A 16,324-nucleotide genomic window follows, 5' to 3' on the forward strand; every position below is an offset into this window, starting at 1 on the left:
AAGTAGAGTGAGTAATACGTTGTTTCGATGGCCGGTTCGCGTTTACTACGAGGATACCGATGCCAGTGGTGTGGTCTATCACGCCCGCTACGTCGCCTTTTTTGAAAGAGCGCGCACAGAGATGCTGCGTCAGCACAACTTTCATCAACAGCAGCTGCTCAGTGAACAAGTCGCTTTTGTCGTCCGGCGCATGACGGTGGATTATCTGGCTCCGGCTCGTCTCGACGAGCAACTGGAGGTACAGAGCGAAATCACCTGTCTGCGCGGGGCTTCTCTCACGTTTGCTCAACGCATTGTCAATTCTGACGGGGCCCTACTGAGCCAGGCAGATGTCCTGATTGCCTGTATTGATCCACACCAAATGAAGCCGAGAGCGCTTCCTAAGTCTATTGTCGCGGAGTTTAAGCAGTGACTGACATGAACATCCTAGATTTATTCTTGAAGGCGAGCCTGCTGGTTAAGCTTATCATGTTGATTTTGATATGCTTCTCGGTAGCCTCCTGGGCGATCATCATTCAGCGCACCCGCATCCTCAATGCGGCGACGCGTGACGCCGAAGCCTTTGAAGACAAATTCTGGTCCGGTATCGAGCTTTCCCGTCTGTACCAGGAAAGTCAGGCGCGTCGCGATAGCCTGACCGGCTCCGAGCAGATCTTCCATTCCGGCTTCAAAGAGTTCGCCCGCCTGCACCGCGCCAACAACCATGCGCCGGAGTCGGTGATCGAAGGGGCGTCGCGCGCGATGCGCATTTCGATGAATCGCGAGCTGGAAACGCTGGAAACCCATATTCCGTTCCTCGGCACCGTCGGTTCGATCAGCCCGTACATCGGCCTGTTCGGCACCGTGTGGGGGATCATGCACGCCTTTATCGCGCTGGGCGCGGTGAAGCAAGCCACGCTGCAGATGGTGGCGCCGGGTATCGCCGAAGCGCTGATCGCCACCGCGATCGGTCTGTTCGCCGCCATCCCGGCGGTAATGGCCTACAACCGTCTCAACCAGCGTGTCAACAAGCTTGAGCAGAATTACGACAACTTTATGGAAGAGTTCACCGCTATTCTGCATCGTCAGGCCTTCTCCAGCGACAGCAAATAAGTAGGAGGTAGCATGGCGAGAGTACGTGGACGTAGTCGGCGCGAGCTGAAGTCCGAAATTAACATCGTTCCGCTGCTCGACGTGTTGCTGGTGCTGCTGCTGATCTTTATGGCAACCGCGCCAATCATCACGCAGAGCGTGGAGGTTGACCTGCCGGACGCCACCGATTCCAAAACGGTGTCCAGCGATGACAATCCGCCGGTGATCCTTGAGGTTTCCGGCGTAGGTCAATACACCCTGGTGGTGGATCACAACCGTATGGAGCTGTTGCCGCCTGAGCAAGTCGCGGCCGAAGCCAAGTCGCGTTTGGCGGCTAACCCGAAAACGGTCTTTTTGATCGGCGGTGCGAAGGAAGTCCCTTACGATGAGATTATCAAGGCATTGAATATTCTCCATCAGGCGGGCGTGGCTTCCGTGGGGCTGATGACCCAGCCAATCTGACCGTAAGGCGAACGGCAACCCGGTTCCTGCGCTGCGGCCCAGGAACCCCGTATAAGCAACACCAGTTTTTGGGAATCTATTTTGGTAAAGGCAACTGAGCAAAACGATAAGCTGAACCGCGCCGTTATTGTTTCGGTCGTTCTGCACTTCATACTGATTGCCCTGCTGATTTGGGGATCGCTGCAGGAAAATGTCGACATGGGCGCCGGCGGTGGCGGTGATGGCACCGTGGTGGGCGCGGTGATGGTCGATCCCGGCGCGGTGGTGGAGCAGTACAATCGCCAGCAGCAGCAGAGCAACGATGCGCAGCGTGCCGAAAAGCAGCGCCAGAAAAAGGCGGAGCAACAGGCCGAAGAGCTTCAGCAGAAGCAGGCGGAGCAACAGCAGCGCCTGAAAGAGCTGGAGAAAGAGCGTTTGGCGGCGAAGGAGAAAGCCGCGCAGGACGCCAAAGCGCAGGCTGAGCAACAGCAGAAGGCGGCGGAGCAGCAGAAACAGGCCGCCGAGCAGCAAAAAGCGGCGGAAGCCGCCGCAGCCAAGGCCAAAGAGCAACAGAAGGTCGCCGAGGCCGCCGCCGCGAAGGCGAAGGCTGAAGCGGACAAGATAGCCAAAGCGCAGGCGGACGCGCAGAAGAAAGCCGAAGCGGAAGCCAAGAAAGAAGCGGCCGCCGCTGCCGCCGCCAAGAAACAGGCGGAAGAGGCGAAGAAAGCCGCGGCCGCCGCCGCAGAGCAAAAAGCCGCAGAAGCTGCGGAGAAGAAAGCGGCCGCTGAAGCCGAGAAAAAAGCCGCAGCGGAAGCCGAGAAGAAAGCTGCGGCCGAGAAAGCCGCTGCCGCCAAGAAAGCAGCCGCGGACGCCAAGAAGAAGGCCGCCGCTGAGGCTGCGAAGCAATCGGAGGAGGTCAACGATCTGTTTGGTGGCCTGGCGGACGGCAAGAACGCGCCGAAAGGCGGCGGTGCCAAATCGAAGGGCGACGGTAAACCGGCCGGGCAGGGCAATGCCAAAACGGCTGGGGCCAGCGGGGCGGATATCAGCGGTTATATGGGGCAAATTCAGGGGGCGATTCAGAGCAAGTTCTATGACGCCAGCTCGTTCGCCGGCAAAACCTGCGATCTGCGTATCAAGCTGGCGCCGGACGGCCTGCTGATAAGCGTACAAGCGGCGGGCGGCGATCCGGCGCTGTGTCAGGCCGCGGTGTCTGCCGCCAAGTTGGCGCATATACCGAAGCCGCCGAGCGATGCCGTTTATCAGCACTTTAAGAATTCTATCCTTGAATTCAAACCGAAATAACGGTTGATTGACTGAGTGATATCACAGGGATGTACTAAGGTAACCAACAGGGATTATGTAGTTTTACGTAAGTTGGTTTGTTAAAATTCTGCTAATTTATCGCAGGCATCCCGCCTGGATAAGGGAGATGAGATGAAGCAGGCATTTCGAGTAGCGCTAGGTTTTTTAATTCTGTGGGCGTCCGTGCTGCACGCGGAAGTTCGCATTGAAATCACCCAAGGGGTCGACTCCGCTCGTCCGATTGGCGTGGTGCCGTTTAAATGGGCGGGCCCAGGCACGCCGCCGGAAGATATCGGCAAGATTGTCGGCGCGGATCTGCGTAACAGCGGCAAATTCAACCCGATCGACGTGGCGCGCATGCCGCAGCAACCGACCTCCGCGTCTGAAGTGACCCCGGCGGCCTGGACTGCGCTGGGCATCGACGCCGTGGTTGTCGGCCAGGTTCAACCTGGCGCCGACGGCAGCTACCTGATCTCCTACCAACTGGTGGACACCTCGGGTTCGCCGGGCACCGTATTGGCGCAGAATCAGTATAAAGTGACCAAACAGTGGTTGCGTTATTCTGCCCATACCGCCAGCGACGAAGTGTTCGAGAAGCTGACCGGCATCAAGGGCGCGTTCCGTACCCGTATCGCCTACGTGGTGCAGACCAACGGCGGGAAATTCCCGTATGAGCTGCGCGTAGCGGATTACGACGGTTACAACCAGTTTACGGTGCACCGTTCGCCTGAGCCGCTGATGTCCCCGGCCTGGTCGCCGGACGGCAGCAAACTGGCTTACGTGACCTTCGAGAGCGGCCGTTCCGCGCTGGTGGTGCAGACCCTGGCTAACGGCGCCATCCGCCAGATCGCCTCGTTCCCGCGCCACAACGGTGCGCCGGCGTTCTCGCCGGACGGCAGCAAGCTGGCCTTCGCGCTGTCCAAGAGCGGTAGCCTGAACCTGTACGTGATGAACCTCGGCTCCGGCCAGATCACGCAGCTGACCGATGGCCGCAACAACAACACCGAACCGACCTGGTTCCCGGATGGCCAGTCTCTGGCGTTTACCTCCGACCAGGGCGGGCGTCCGCAGATTTATAAAATCAGCGCCAGCGGCGGTGCCGCACAGCGCCTGACGTGGGAAGGCTCTCAGAACCAGGATTCTGAAGTCAGCTCCGACGGTAAATTCCTGGTGATGGTCAGCACCAACAGTGGTGCGCAACACATCGCCAAACAAGATCTTGGATCGGGCGCCGTTCAGGTTTTGACCGGTACCTTCCTCGATGAAACGCCTAGTATTGCGCCAAACGGCACCATGGTGATCTATAGCTCGACGCAAGGTATGGGCTCCGTGCTGCAGTTGGTGTCAACTGATGGGCGTTTCAAAGCGCGTCTTCCGGCAACTGATGGACAGGTCAAATTCCCTGCCTGGTCGCCGTATCTGTGATGCATGTGTAAATATGTATGGCAAACTATAAAAGGATCAAAGAAATGCAACTGAACAAAGTGCTGAAAGGGCTTCTGCTGGCACTGCCAGTTCTGGCTGTAGCAGCTTGTAGTTCTAACAAAAGCGCAAACAACGACCAATCTGGTATGGGCGCTGGCACTGGTATGGAAAACGGCAGCAGCAACCTGTCTTCCGAAGAACAAGCTCGTCTGCAGATGCAAGAACTGCAGAAGAACAACATCGTTTACTTCGGCCTGGACAAGTATGACGTAAGCTCCGAATTCGCTCAGATGCTGGACGCGCACGCTGCATTCCTGCGTAACAACCCGTCTTACAAAGTGACCGTTGAAGGCCACGCTGACGAACGCGGCACGCCGGAATACAACATCGCTCTGGGTGAGCGCCGTGCTAACGCCGTTAAAATGTACCTGCAGGGTAAAGGCGTTTCCGCTGACCAGATCTCTATCGTTTCTTACGGTAAAGAAAAACCAGCAGTACTGGGCCACGACGAAGCGGCTTATGCTAAAAACCGTCGTGCCGTTCTGGTTTACTAAGAGAATCGCATGAACAGTAACTTCAGACGTCACCTGTTGAGTCTGTCGTTACTGGTTGGCGTAGCGGCCCCCTGGGCCGCTACTGCCCAAGCGCCAATCAGTAATGTCGGCTCCGGCTCGGTCGAAGACCGCGTCACCTCGCTTGAGCGCATCAGCAATGCTCAAGGCCAGCTTTTAAATCAACTCCAGCAACAACTCTCTGATAACCAACGCGACATTGATTCTCTCCGTGGGCAAATCCAGGAAAGCCAGTATCAGTTGAATCAGGTGGTTGAACGCCAGAAGCAAATCTATCAGCAGATGGATAGCCTCAGCCAGGGCGGCGCTCAGAGCGCCTCTGCGGCCGCGGGCGCTGCCGGCGGGGCAGCCGCAGGCGCATCTTCCGATGCGGGCGGCAGCGCTCCCGCAGCCGCCTCCGCCACGCCGAGCGGCGGTGATGAGAACAGCGACTACAACGCCGCTGTTTCTCTGGCACTGGAAAAAAAACAGTATGACCAGGCGATTTCCGCCTTTCAGTCCTTCGTAAAACAGTACCCGAAGTCTACTTACCAGCCCAACGCCAACTATTGGCTGGGCCAGTTGTTCTACAACAAGGGTAAAAAAGACGACGCGGCCTACTATTTTGCGGTGGTGGTGAAGAATTACGCTAAATCACCGAAGGCGCCGGACGCCATGTACAAGGTGGGTATCATCATGCAGGAGAAAGGGCAGGCCGATAAAGCCAAAGCCGTGTTCCAGCAGGTGATTAAACAGTACCCAACCAGTGCGGCGGCCAAACAGGCGAAAAGTCGCGTAGGCGGTTAACAGTCAGAAAAATGAGCCCAGAAGTTAGTCGATTTGACCGATTTCTGGGCTCATTCGCGTGAAGAACAAGCAGTTGAACGCATCGGTAAAAAATTTAGGTTGCGCTGCCAAGATAAATTAGTAATATATGCCGCCGTTGCCAAGACATCTTGCAAGATGTTAAAGCGGCAGGGAAATTGGGTCGTTAGCTCAGTTGGTAGAGCAGTTGACTTTTAATCAATTGGTCGCAGGTTCGAATCCTGCACGACCCACCAATTTCTGAAGTAGCAGTAACCACAACAGTGGGTGATTAGCTCAGTTGGTAGAGCATCTCCTTTACACGGAGGGGGTCGGCGGTTCGAGCCCGTCATCACCCACCACACTGCGGGTCGTTAGCTCAGTTGGTAGAGCAGTTGACTTTTAATCAATTGGTCGCAGGTTCGAATCCTGCACGACCCACCATTCTTTAAGAAAGAATGGCAGCTTCAGAATCGGTTTGATGTGGCAAAGTAAAGGTCCGAGTCGAGTACCCGTCGAGTTGTCCTGAACATCCCCATCCTTGTTTTCCGCGAGTTGGTTTCAGTAACCCATTCGCCATCAGCAGTAAACCACATCAGTGGGTCGTTAGCTCAGTTGGTAGAGCAGTTGACTTTTAATCAATTGGTCGCAGGTTCGAATCCTGCACGACCCACCACTCTTTGATAGAGCAAGGTGTGAAAAATAGCAGTACCACAGCAGTGGGTGATTAGCTCAGTTGGTAGAGCATCTCCTTTACACGGAGGGGGTCGGCGGTTCGAGCCCGTCATCACCCACCACACTGCGGGTCGTTAGCTCAGTTGGTAGAGCAGTTGACTTTTAATCAATTGGTCGCAGGTTCGAATCCTGCACGACCCACCAATTCAGAAAAAAGCGCCTTTTGGCGCTTTTTTCGCATCTACGCCACCAGATTCTGCTTTATCCTCTTGCCAACAGAGTTCACCGAGTCGTGCGGGTGAGAGCCTGCGCTCAGGTTCGAGCATCGCGCAGCGATACGACAACGCGCAGCGTTGCCCGCAGGTGAGGCCACAGGCCGAATCAATCCTGCACGACCCCCCATTCAGAGAAAAGCGCCTTTTGGCGCTTTTTTCGCATCTGCAGCACCGTAATCTACATTCGTGCTTTCTCGTTTCAACAGCGCACCGATCATCACGCTGTTCTCTGAACGGCTATACGGTCTCGTCAGGCCATTTTCCGCTGTGAGCTGTGTAACCAATATCTGTGTTTTTTAATCCATTAAACACTAGGTGCGCAAATATGAAAATATCAGCGGACTTTTCGCGCAGTTTTAGGTATTTTGTTTAGTATATAAAACGAAGGGCGTTGCGGCAGGCGATATTCACGCGGCAGGCGCCCAGCCTAGCATGAGATTGCAGCGATGAGTGAAATGTTTGATGTCAATGCGGCGGTGTATCCCTTCCCGCCTAAACCGGTACCGCTGGACGTAGCCGAAAAAGCCTTTTATCGCGAGAAGATCAAAACCCTGCTCAAGCAGCGCAATGCGGTGATGGTCGCACACTATTATACCGATCCGGAAATCCAGGCGCTGGCGGAAGAAACCGGCGGCTGCGTGGCGGATTCGCTGGAAATGGCGCGCTTCGGCAGCGCCCATCCGGCTTCCACGCTGCTGGTGGCCGGCGTGCGTTTCATGGGGGAAACCGCCAAGATCCTCAGCCCGGAAAAACAGGTGCTGATGCCGACGCTGTTTGCCGAATGTTCGCTGGATCTGGGCTGCCCGGAAGAGGAGTTTCATGCGTTTTGCGACAGCCATCCCGATCGTACCGTGGTGGTCTATGCGAACACCTCGGCGGCGGTCAAAGCGCGCGCTGACTGGGTGGTCACTTCCAGCATCGCCGTCGAGCTGATCGAACACCTGGACAGCCTGGGCGAGAAGATCATCTGGGCGCCGGATCGCCATCTCGGCAGCTACGTGCAAAAGCAGACCGGCGCCGACGTGCTGTGCTGGCAAGGCGCCTGCATTGTCCATGACGAGTTCAAGACTCAGGCGCTGCGGCGCATGAAGGCGCTCTATCCGCAGGCGGCCATCCTGGTGCATCCCGAATCGCCACAGGCGGTGGTTGAATTGGCGGATGCGGTGGGATCGACCAGCCAACTGATCCAGGCGGCGAAAACATTGCCGCATCAACAGCTGATCGTCGCCACCGATCGCGGTATCTTTTACAAGATGCAGCAGGCCTGTCCGGACAAGGAGCTGTTCGAAGCGCCGACCGCCGGAGAAGGGGCGACCTGCCGCAGCTGTGCGCACTGCCCGTGGATGGCGATGAATGGCCTGAAGGCGATTGCCGAAGGGCTGGAGCAGGGGGGCGCGCAGCATGAGATCCACGTGGACGCCGCGCTGCGTGAAAAGGCGCTGGTGCCGCTGAACCGCATGCTGGATTTCGCCGCTCAACTTAAAATGCAGGTTAAAGGCAACGCTTAACCGTTTAAAAGGATGACCTCATGAGCTTCTTCAGTACCAGCAATATTCTGGTGCACATTCCGCTTGGCGCGGGCGGTTACGATCTGTCGTGGATCGAAGCCATCGGCACGCTGTTCGGGTTGCTGTGCATCTGGTACGCCAGCAAGGAAAAAATCATCAACTACCTGTTCGGCCTGATCAACGTCACGCTGTTCGCGGTGATTTTCTTCCAGATCCAGCTGTACGCCAGCCTGCTGCTGCAGCTGTTCTTCTTCGGCGCCAACATTTACGGTTGGTATGCCTGGAGCCGCCAGACCCAGGATAATCAGGCTGAGCTGCAGATCCGCTGGCTGCCGCTGCCTAAAGCGTTGGCCTGGGCGGCGGTTTGCGTCATCGGCATCGGCCTGATGACCTTCAATATCGACCGCGTGTTCGCCTGGCTGACGCAGATCGCGGTGGCGGTGATGCAAGGGCTGGGGCTGAACGTGCAGATGCCTGAGCTGCAGCCGGACGCGTTCCCGTTCTGGGATTCGGCGATGATGGTGCTCTCCATCGTGGCGATGATTCTGATGACGCGCAAGTACGTGGAAAACTGGCTGCTGTGGGTGGTTATCGATGTCATCAGCGTGGCGATCTTCGCCTACCAGGGGGTGTACGCGATGGCGCTGGAGTATGTCATTCTGACGCTGATCGCCCTGAATGGCTCCTGGCTGTGGATCAAGAGCGCCGGGCGCAACCGTTCCAACCCGCTCTCTTCCGCACCTTAACAACGCAGAGGGCGCCGTGATGGCGCCCTCTTGGCTTAGTGGCGATGTCCCAGATGGGAGTGGGCTTCGGCATGTGAGTGTTCACTCGGCTCCGGCGCCCGGTTGATACCGCAGTCCGGCGTCTCGCAGTGCCGGTACTCCATCTGAATGGTCACGTGGCCAATCTTGTAGTGTTCCAACAGATAAGCCTGAATGCGTTGCAACAGCCTATCGTGGTCATGAGGCGGGATCACCTGCGCATGCAGCGTCATCAGCTTCTGTTCGCCGATCTGCCAGACGTGCACGTGATGGATGTTGCGCACTTCCGGGATATTCAGGCACAGGTCTTTTTGCAGCTTGGCGATATCGACCTCCTGCGGCGTGCCTTCCAGCAGCTCGTGGAAACTCTCCTTCAGCAGCCGCCAGGCGCTGCGCAGCACCAGACAGGAGACGAGCACCGACAGGATCGGGTCAATCGGCGTCCAGCCGGTGGCAAGAATGACGATGGCGGCGACGATGGCGCCCACCGAGCCGAGCAGGTCGCCCAGCACATGCAGCGCGGCGGCGCGCACGTTGATATTTTTCTCTTCGCTGCCGCGATGCAGCAGCCAGAAGGCGAACAGGTTCGCCAGCAGCCCCGCTACGGCGATGATCAGCATCGGGGTACCCATCACCGGCTGCGGCTCGAAGAAACGCCGTATCGCCTCCCACAGGATGAATACCACGATCACCAGCAGCGCCGCGGCGTTGAGGAAGGCCGCCAGGGTGGTCAGGCGCAGGTAGCCGAAGGTGTGGCGCGCGTTGGGCTTGCGCTGAGAGAAATGCACCGCCATCAGCGCCACCAGCAGCGCGGCGGCATCGGTCAGCATGTGGCCGGCGTCGGCCAATAGCGCCAACGAGCCGGACAACAGGCCGCCGACCACCTCGGCCACCATAAAGACGGCGGTGACTAAAAAAGCGGTCAGTAGGCGTTTACTATTACTGTCTTTCGGCAGGTGTACGTGTGGAGTGTCCGACATTATTCATCCTTATGCATAGCCAAAGTGGGGGCGGCGGCGAGCAGAGCGTCCAGCTCCGGCACTATCTGCGCCACTAACGCCTTTAATTTAGTATAAGCGGCGGCGGCAAGCGCGCCCCGGCGTGCGGTTTCCACCAGCTGCTGGCACAGCTGCGCGGCTTCCGGCAGCTGCAGCATCAGCAGGCTGCCCTTGATGCGGTGCGCCGCCTGCTCCAGGCGCGGCCAGTCGTTCGCGGCGACGGCGTCCGCGAGCCGCTGCCGGTCTTGCCGCAGCGTATCGCCGAGCGTCTGCGCCAGCCGCTGCAGCATGGCGCGATCGCCACCCGCCATTTCGACCAGCGTTTGTCGCAGGTCAGTAAGGACTGACTTTGCTTCCTGAGCCTGCGGTTGCTGAGCCAATACCTGGCCGATCGCCGCCAGTGAAATCGGTTTGGTCAGGAAGTGGTCGATCGCCACCAGCCCCGGAGGAATGCGGGTAAACTCCTGCACGTCTGCCGAACAGAGCACGATGCGGCAAGGCGGGCGTTGCAGCCGCTGTTCGTCGCGGCGGATCAGCCTGGCCAGCGTCAGGCCGTCCGGGCGCGGCATGTTATAGTCGATAAACAGCAGATCGAACGGTTGCCGGCGTTGGGCCTTCAACAGCGCATAGCCTTGTTCGAAGCGGGCGGGTTGCAGCCCGAAGTGGCGCAGCTGGCGTTCCATCAGCAACAGATTGGTGGGGTGATCGTCGATCAGCGCGGTACGCAAGGCGGAAGACGGCAGAGCAAAGGGGCTTTCCTCCGGGGCGGCAACCGGCGCCGCGCCGCTCAGCTCGACCGGTATCGCGACCTCGACGCGGGTGCCTACGCCCGGCTGCGAGCGCAGCTCGATGCGGCCGCCCATCTGTTCGACGATCTCTTTGCAGATCGACAGCCCCAAACCGGTACCCTGCACCGAGATGCGTTGCGCGCCGCGCGCGCGGTAAAACGGTTGGAACAGCTTGTCTATTTCATCGGCGGCGATACCGCAGCCGCTGTCGTTCACCGTCAGATGCAATTCCCCCTGCCGCTCATCCTGCGCGCGCCAGCCGATCTCGACCTGAATGGCGCCGCGCGGCGTAAATTTTATCGCGTTGTTTATCAGGTTGTTAGCCACCTGAAGTAAACGCTCACCATCAATCACTACCGCCTCCGGCAATGCCGGATCCGCCACCACGCTCAGCGTCAACGGCCGCTCGCCGATCAGCGGCCGGTAGAGGGCGTCGATGCGCGCTACCCAAGGGCGCAGCACCACCGGTTTCGGTGCCAGCGTCAGCGAGCCGGTTTCCAACCGCGCGTGATCCTGCAGGTCGTTGAGCAGGTTGAGCAGCGATGAGGCCGAGCTGTATATCACCGGCAGGCCTTCCGGCGCGGGTTGGCGTTTGAGCTCCAGTTCCAGCAGGCCGAGGATGGCGTGCATCGGCGTGCGCAGCTCATGGCTGACGGTGGCGAGGAATTTGCTCTTCATGCGGTTTTCCGCTTCGGCGCGGCGGCGCGCGTGCTCGAGTTCTTCGCGTTCGCGTTTTTCACGGCGCTGCAGCATGAAACGGCGCAGCGTCAGCGCCAGCAGCAGCACGGTGGCGGCGGCCAGCAGCGCCAGCAGCCAGGTGGTCTGCGGCGGCATGCGGTTGTCGTTCACCGCGTCGATCAGGTTGCTGCGATCGACGATCCACTCGTCGCGCAGCGATTGCAGGGTGTCCGCCGGGATCTGCATCAGGTTCTTATCAAGGATCGCCAACAGAAGAGGTTGATCGCGGCGCACGCCGAAGGCCACCGGATAGGGAATGTTGTTGGCGGCGAAGGCCAGCTTGATGGCACCGGAATAGCGCGACAGCGCCAAAAAGTTGGCGGAGATGACGTTATCCACCAGCGCATCCAGTTGGCCGTTGGCCAGCGCGTCGTACATCGACTTGCTGTCGGCGAAGCTGATGGTTTGCTCCTGTTCCGGCACCAGCCCCTGCGCCAAATCGCCCTGCAGCACGCCGATGCGCTTGCCGGCCAAATCGTTCCAGGTGGAAATGCCGTCGGCGTGCTGGCCGACGTAAACCCCCCACAGCGAACGGTGGATCGGCATGCTGGCGCCGTAGCGAGCCTTGACGCCGCGCGCCAGCGGCAGGGCGGCGCGGAAGCTGGCCTGGCCGGACTGCACCAGCAGATCGGCCTGCTCGGCGTTGCGCGCCCACAGCGGCGCGAAACGCAGCCCGGTGTTTTGCGCGATGATGTTGAGAATGTCGATGGCGTAGCCGCGCGGCTGGCCGTCGGAGCCGCGGTAGGCGAACGGGAAGTTGTTCTCGATGGCGGCGTAGTAAACCACGCGGTGGCTCGCCACCCAATTCTTCTCCATCGTCGTCAGATCGGCATTGCCGGTATCGAGATAGCTGGGGATCTTCTTGCTCCAGCGGCCCTGCAGGGCGTTCATCAGCTCCATCGGCGCGTCGGCGATGGCGGTGTCCAGCGTGTCTATCAGCCGCGAGTCGTCGGCGGCGAACACGAAGGACAGGTTGCCCAGGTTCTCGTTGCTTTCAATCTGATAGAGCTGGCCGAGCTGCAGCTGATCGATGATAAAGCTGGCGCTGGCCTCGTCGGCGATAAAGTAGTCGCTGCTGCCGTTGAGCAGCGAGTAGACCGCCTGCAGATTGTTGTCGTAGCGCTGGATCTGCGACGCGACCGCCTGCAGAGCGCCGCCGGACTGCATGTCGGTCAGCGCGCCGATCGCGACGCGGGCGTTGGCGGAGTTGAGCATCACCGGCCGATCGTTGCTGCGATCGCGCAATACGCGCAGGTTGCTGACGTAATAGGGCTGAGAGATCGCCAGGCCGTGCAGCGCCTCACTCTGCGGGATGCCGTACAGAAGATCGATCTTGCCGTCGTGCAGCGCCTGCTCCAGCTGCGTCAGATCGGCAAAGCCGTAAATGGCGAAGCGAATGCCGGTCACCTGCTGGATATAGCCGAGGTAGTCGGCATTCAGCCCATACAGATCGTCATCCACGATGATGTTGTACGGGCTGGTGTTCTCACTGACGATGCCGACGCGCAGCGTACGGTCGCGCCAGGGGTTTTTCTCGCCGACGATCAGCATATTCTCGGGGGTATTCAGATTGCTGACCAGCTGATAGCGCACCGGCTCCGCCGCCTGCGCCAGACCGCACCACAGGAACAGCAGCAGCAGGACGCGGCGCATCATGGCGCCAGCTCTTTAAACACCGCCACCAGCTCCAGCAGGTTGCCGGCGCCGGTTTTGCGCTGGATGTTCTTCTTGTGGGTGCTGACGGTCTTGTTGCTGATGTGCAGCCGATCGGCGATCTGCAGGTTGGACAGCCCCTGGCTCAACAAGCCCAGCACCTCGAGCTCTTTGGGGGTGAGCAGCCCGCCGTCCGCCGTCGGCGCTTCTTCGGCCAGCGCGGCGGCGGGGAAATGGGTTTCACCGTCCAGCACCTGCTCGATCGCCTGCAACAACTCTGCCAACGAGCTGCCTTTGTTGACGAAACCGTTGGCGCCGGCGGCATGCGCCATGCGCGCATAGACCTCGGCCTCCTGCGCGGTATAGATCAGGATCGGCTGCTGCGGGTAGCGGCGGCGGATTTTTTTCAACAGCTGCAGCCCGTCGACCTGCGGCAGGCCGATATCCAGGATCACCAGGCCGAAAGCGGCCTCGGCCAGCAGGGCCAGCGCCTGGACGTCGTCCTGCGCCGCCTGCAGGCGGTAGGGGCGGGATGATTTCATTAGCGCCGCTTCCAGTGCGACATGAACCACCGGGTGGTCATCAACTAATAACAGAGAGGGCATGTTCAACTCGGGTCGCTTTATATTCCGATCGCTAGCATAGCGAAAAAGGAGGCTCTGCGCTCCCCTGATGAAACAGCACAATCTGCTGTTAATTTGGCGGTTCCAGCGGCGGGGGGCAAAGGTGATTTACAGCGCCATTCCCACAGGCTAGATTGTTGGGATCTACACCGTTACGCACTGCGAAATACCCCTCGATACCGAATGGAAAAGCTATGAATTACCAAAACGACGATTTACGCATTAATGATATTAAGGAACTCCTGCCGCCGGTGGCTTTGCTGGAGAAATTCCCGGCCACTGAACGCGCAGCAAAGACGGTGTCCCAGGCCCGCAGCGCAATTCACAATATCCTCCGCGGCAGCGACGATCGCCTGCTGGTGGTGATTGGCCCTTGCTCTATCCACGATACGAAAGCCGCCAAAGAGTACGCGGGGCGCCTGCTGGCGCTGCGTGAAGAACTGAGCGGCGAGCTGGAAGTGGTGATGCGCGTATACTTCGAAAAACCGCGCACCACCGTGGGCTGGAAAGGCCTGATCAACGATCCGCAGATGGACAACAGCTTCAACATCAACGACGGTCTGCGCCTGGCGCGCAAGCTGCTGGTGGAGATCAACGACAGCGGCCTGCCGGCCGCCGGCGAATTCCTCGACATGATCACGCCGCAGTACCTGGCGGATTTGATGAGCTGGGGCGCCATCGGCGCGCGCACCACGGAATCGCAGGTGCACCGCGAGCTGGCCTCCGGCCTTTCCTGCCCGGTCGGCTTCAAGAACGGCACCGACGGCACCATCAAGGTGGCGATCGACGCCATCAACGCCGCTGGCGCGCCGCACTGCTTCCTGTCGGTGACCAAATGGGGCCACTCGGCGATCGTTAACACCAGCGGCAACGGCGACTGCCACATTATCCTGCGCGGCGGCAAAGAGCCGAACTACAGCGCGGCGCACGTGAAGGACGTCAAAACCGGCCTGAGCAAAGCCGGGCTGCCGGCGCAGGTGATGATCGACTTCAGCCATGCCAACAGCAGCAAACAGTTCAAAAAGCAGATGGACGTGAGCGCTGACGTTTGCGGGCAAATTGGCGGCGGTGAAAAAGCGATCATCGGCGTGATGATCGAAAGCCACCTGGTGGAAGGCAACCAGAACCTTGAAAGCGGCGAACCGCTGGTTTACGGCAAGAGCGTGACCGACGGCTGCATCGGCTGGCAGGATACCGAAACCGTGCTGCGCGATCTGGCGGCGGCGGTGAAAGCGCGCCGCGGATAATAGCTAAAATGACAAGGGCCCGGCAGCGGGCCCTTGTTTTATCCTTGTCATTGCACCTCTATATATCCCACTCATTTAAGGCTTACACTTAATAGGCCAATGAAATCATTAAGCGGCCACCTTCGCATTATTCCTATTTAATAAAAGAATAATTGTCACTGCTCATGGCATTGTGCTTATATAAGACGCTTTTTTTATTCCACAAACCCCGCATGACAAATAAGCGGGGAGTGGTATGACCTATTCCTTTCAGGACGAAAGAATTATGACAAGCAATACCTCGCAGCCGCTGGGGCTGCACCGGATTAAATTTCATGGGAAAGGCGGCGAGTACTTCGCGATTTGGTTGGTTAACGCATTATTGACCATCGTGACGCTGGGCATCTATTCCGCCTGGGCGACGGTGCGCCGCCGCCGCTATTTTTACGGCAACACGGAATTGGACGGCGATCGTTTCGATTACCATGCGCAACCGCTGCAAATTCTGAAAGGGCGGCTGTTGGTGATCGGCGGCCTCATCGTATTTTATATCCTGTTGGCGGTAACGCCACTGCTGGGGCTGCTGGCTTTGCTGGTGTTGCTTGCTCTGCTGCCGTGGATCGTTATCCGCAGCTGGCGCTACAATGCGATTATGTCGAGCTATCGCGGCGTGCGTTTTAATTATGTATGCCGCACCGGGCGCGCTTATTGGGCGTTACTGTTCTGCCCGCTATTGCTGATTATCGGGCTTTATGTCGCCTTAATCATTTTGCTCAGCATTGGCAGCGGTTTTGAAAGTATCAACGCCATCGGACTGATGTTGGTGTTGACGCTGCTGTTGGCCGTGCCGGCATTCGCCGCCGTCAACGGTATTATTAGCGCGCTGCAGCACGATCTGTACGTTAATAACCTGTTTTTCGGGAATACGCCGTTTATTGCCGAGCTGAAAAAGTCGGCCTTTATCAAATTTGCCTTGATCGGCCTGCTCATTTTCCTGCCGTTTATGTTGGCAGCGCTGGTGTGTATGGGGTCGTTCATTCTGTCGCTGTACCAAATGGTATTGATGGGCATGCTGACGGATGAAACCGCCGATTTGCTGGTGTTGGAAAATATTGGCAGCCTGCTGCTGATGATGGTGGTGCTGCTGATTGGCGCCTTGATCGCCGGCAGCTACCAGGTCGTCGCCCAACGCAACTATCTGTTTAACCAGGCGACGCTGAACGGCAACGTTAAACTGCGCTCTTCCATGCAAACGCTGCCGTATATGGGGCTGTTGATCACCAATACCCTGATCACCCTGTTCTCGCTCGGTTTCGCCGTGCCAGTGGCGGAGGTGCGCCACGCCCGTTATCTGGCGGAGTGCACGGCGGTTGAAGGCGATCTGGCGTTGCTGGACATCGCGGCGCATCAGGAAACCGCCAACAGCGCGGTGGCCGAAGAAGCGGTGCAGGCGCTGGACCTGGGCGGCAGTTTCTGAGG

Annotated in this window: 14 protein-coding genes, 6 tRNA genes and 1 other RNA gene; 18 read left to right on the top strand and 3 right to left on the bottom strand. The window is 58.6% G+C overall.

Translation table 11 applies throughout. The features are described from left to right. Positions 1 to 7: 7 nt before the first annotated feature. The 16 genes from ybgC (at position 8) to pnuC (ending at position 8,801) form a co-directional block, all read left to right on the top strand. Positions 8 to 412 (top strand): tol-pal system-associated acyl-CoA thioesterase, encoded by a 405-nt coding sequence (gene ybgC, locus SSARUM2_RS06125; RefSeq protein WP_025160034.1) that lies wholly within the window; start codon positions 8 to 10, stop codon positions 410 to 412. Next, positions 409 to 1,092, top strand: a complete 684-nt coding sequence (gene tolQ, locus SSARUM2_RS06130) for a Tol-Pal system protein TolQ (RefSeq protein ID WP_004939862.1) — start codon at positions 409 to 411, stop codon at positions 1,090 to 1,092. The genes ybgC and tolQ overlap by 4 nt, the downstream gene beginning before the upstream one ends. Before the next feature lie 12 nt (positions 1,093 to 1,104). Further along, on the top strand, positions 1,105 to 1,533 hold the full coding sequence (tolR, locus tag SSARUM2_RS06135) for a colicin uptake protein TolR (RefSeq protein ID WP_004939859.1): 429 nt from the start codon (positions 1,105 to 1,107) through the stop codon (positions 1,531 to 1,533). An 81-nt stretch (positions 1,534 to 1,614) separates the two neighbouring features. Beyond that, positions 1,615 to 2,817 carry a cell envelope integrity protein TolA gene (gene tolA, locus SSARUM2_RS06140; RefSeq protein WP_049234519.1) on the top strand — a complete coding sequence of 401 codons (1,203 nt, stop codon included), beginning with the start codon at positions 1,615 to 1,617 and terminating at the stop codon, positions 2,815 to 2,817. A gap of 132 nt (positions 2,818 to 2,949) precedes the next feature. Continuing rightward, on the top strand, positions 2,950 to 4,242 hold the full coding sequence (gene tolB, locus SSARUM2_RS06145; protein ID WP_004939856.1) for a Tol-Pal system beta propeller repeat protein TolB: 1,293 nt from the start codon (positions 2,950 to 2,952) through the stop codon (positions 4,240 to 4,242). Positions 4,243 to 4,286: 44 nt separating this feature from the next. After that, positions 4,287 to 4,796: a peptidoglycan-associated lipoprotein Pal gene (gene pal, locus SSARUM2_RS06150; protein WP_025160033.1), complete on the top strand. Its 510-nt coding sequence runs from the start codon at positions 4,287 to 4,289 to the stop codon at positions 4,794 to 4,796. A 9-nt stretch (positions 4,797 to 4,805) separates the two neighbouring features. After that, complete coding sequence (gene cpoB, locus SSARUM2_RS06155; RefSeq protein WP_033647153.1) at positions 4,806 to 5,600, top strand: cell division protein CpoB; 795 nt, start codon at positions 4,806 to 4,808, stop codon at positions 5,598 to 5,600. Positions 5,601 to 5,778: 178 nt separating this feature from the next. Further along, positions 5,779 to 5,854, top strand: a tRNA-Lys gene (locus tag SSARUM2_RS06160). 29 nt (positions 5,855 to 5,883) lie between these two features. Further along, positions 5,884 to 5,959, top strand: a tRNA-Val gene (locus tag SSARUM2_RS06165). A gap of 6 nt (positions 5,960 to 5,965) precedes the next feature. Then, a tRNA-Lys gene (locus SSARUM2_RS06170) sits at positions 5,966 to 6,041 on the top strand. Positions 6,042 to 6,197: 156 nt separating this feature from the next. Next, a tRNA-Lys gene (locus SSARUM2_RS06175) sits at positions 6,198 to 6,273 on the top strand. A 45-nt stretch (positions 6,274 to 6,318) separates the two neighbouring features. Beyond that, positions 6,319 to 6,394: transfer RNA gene (locus tag SSARUM2_RS06180), tRNA-Val, on the top strand. A 6-nt stretch (positions 6,395 to 6,400) separates the two neighbouring features. Beyond that, positions 6,401 to 6,476: transfer RNA gene (locus SSARUM2_RS06185), tRNA-Lys, on the top strand. Between the two features lie 74 nt (positions 6,477 to 6,550). Beyond that, positions 6,551 to 6,674: non-coding RNA, RtT sRNA (locus SSARUM2_RS06190), on the top strand. Between the two features lie 319 nt (positions 6,675 to 6,993). Beyond that, a complete protein-coding gene (gene nadA, locus SSARUM2_RS06195; protein ID WP_015376982.1) occupies positions 6,994 to 8,055 on the top strand; it encodes a quinolinate synthase NadA in 1,062 nt (353 codons plus the stop codon). A gap of 20 nt (positions 8,056 to 8,075) precedes the next feature. Next, positions 8,076 to 8,801, top strand: coding sequence for a nicotinamide riboside transporter PnuC (gene pnuC, locus SSARUM2_RS06200; RefSeq protein WP_048232945.1), 726 nt, complete (start codon positions 8,076 to 8,078; stop codon positions 8,799 to 8,801). Between the two features lie 35 nt (positions 8,802 to 8,836). Here the strand turns inward: pnuC and zitB are convergent, their stop codons facing one another. The 3 genes from zitB to SSARUM2_RS06215 are packed head-to-tail and all read right to left on the bottom strand — an operon-like array spanning position 8,837 to position 13,601. Continuing rightward, complete coding sequence (zitB, locus tag SSARUM2_RS06205; RefSeq protein WP_049235018.1) at positions 8,837 to 9,799, bottom strand: CDF family zinc transporter ZitB; 963 nt, start codon at positions 9,797 to 9,799, stop codon at positions 8,837 to 8,839. Then, positions 9,799 to 12,999: a transporter substrate-binding domain-containing protein gene (locus tag SSARUM2_RS06210; protein ID WP_049235017.1), complete on the bottom strand. Its 3,201-nt coding sequence runs from the start codon at positions 12,997 to 12,999 to the stop codon at positions 9,799 to 9,801. Before SSARUM2_RS06210 ends, zitB begins: the two co-directional genes overlap by 1 nt. Continuing rightward, positions 12,996 to 13,601, bottom strand: coding sequence for a response regulator transcription factor (locus SSARUM2_RS06215; protein ID WP_033638694.1), 606 nt, complete (start codon positions 13,599 to 13,601; stop codon positions 12,996 to 12,998). The genes SSARUM2_RS06210 and SSARUM2_RS06215 overlap by 4 nt, the downstream gene beginning before the upstream one ends. A 212-nt stretch (positions 13,602 to 13,813) precedes the next feature. On the opposite strand from SSARUM2_RS06215, the gene aroG reads away from it, so the two are divergent. Further along, positions 13,814 to 14,866 carry a 3-deoxy-7-phosphoheptulonate synthase AroG gene (aroG, locus tag SSARUM2_RS06220; RefSeq protein ID WP_049235016.1) on the top strand — a complete coding sequence of 351 codons (1,053 nt, stop codon included), beginning with the start codon at positions 13,814 to 13,816 and terminating at the stop codon, positions 14,864 to 14,866. Between the two features lie 265 nt (positions 14,867 to 15,131). Beyond that, positions 15,132 to 16,322, top strand: coding sequence for a DUF898 family protein (locus tag SSARUM2_RS06225; RefSeq protein WP_033647495.1), 1,191 nt, complete (start codon positions 15,132 to 15,134; stop codon positions 16,320 to 16,322). Positions 16,323 to 16,324: the final 2 nt, after the last annotated feature.

The organism is Serratia sp. K-E0102 (assembly GCF_029962625.1).
Taxonomy (GTDB): domain Bacteria; phylum Pseudomonadota; class Gammaproteobacteria; order Enterobacterales; family Enterobacteriaceae; genus Serratia; species Serratia sarumanii.

Coding starts and splice junctions, on each gene's coding strand:
- tolR (WP_004939859.1), top strand. CDS start 1,105: ATGGCGAGAGTACGTGGACGTAGTCGGCGCGAGCTGAAGTCCGAAATT.
- tolB (WP_004939856.1), top strand. CDS start 2,950: ATGAAGCAGGCATTTCGAGTAGCGCTAGGTTTTTTAATTCTGTGGGCG.
- pal (WP_025160033.1), top strand. CDS start 4,287: ATGCAACTGAACAAAGTGCTGAAAGGGCTTCTGCTGGCACTGCCAGTT.
- cpoB (WP_033647153.1), top strand. CDS start 4,806: ATGAACAGTAACTTCAGACGTCACCTGTTGAGTCTGTCGTTACTGGTT.
- nadA (WP_015376982.1), top strand. CDS start 6,994: ATGAGTGAAATGTTTGATGTCAATGCGGCGGTGTATCCCTTCCCGCCT.
- pnuC (WP_048232945.1), top strand. CDS start 8,076: ATGAGCTTCTTCAGTACCAGCAATATTCTGGTGCACATTCCGCTTGGC.
- zitB (WP_049235018.1), bottom strand. CDS start 9,799: ATGTCGGACACTCCACACGTACACCTGCCGAAAGACAGTAATAGTAAA.
- SSARUM2_RS06210 (WP_049235017.1), bottom strand. CDS start 12,999: ATGATGCGCCGCGTCCTGCTGCTGCTGTTCCTGTGGTGCGGTCTGGCG.
- SSARUM2_RS06215 (WP_033638694.1), bottom strand. CDS start 13,601: ATGCCCTCTCTGTTATTAGTTGATGACCACCCGGTGGTTCATGTCGCA.
- aroG (WP_049235016.1), top strand. CDS start 13,814: ATGAATTACCAAAACGACGATTTACGCATTAATGATATTAAGGAACTC.
- SSARUM2_RS06225 (WP_033647495.1), top strand. CDS start 15,132: ATGACAAGCAATACCTCGCAGCCGCTGGGGCTGCACCGGATTAAATTT.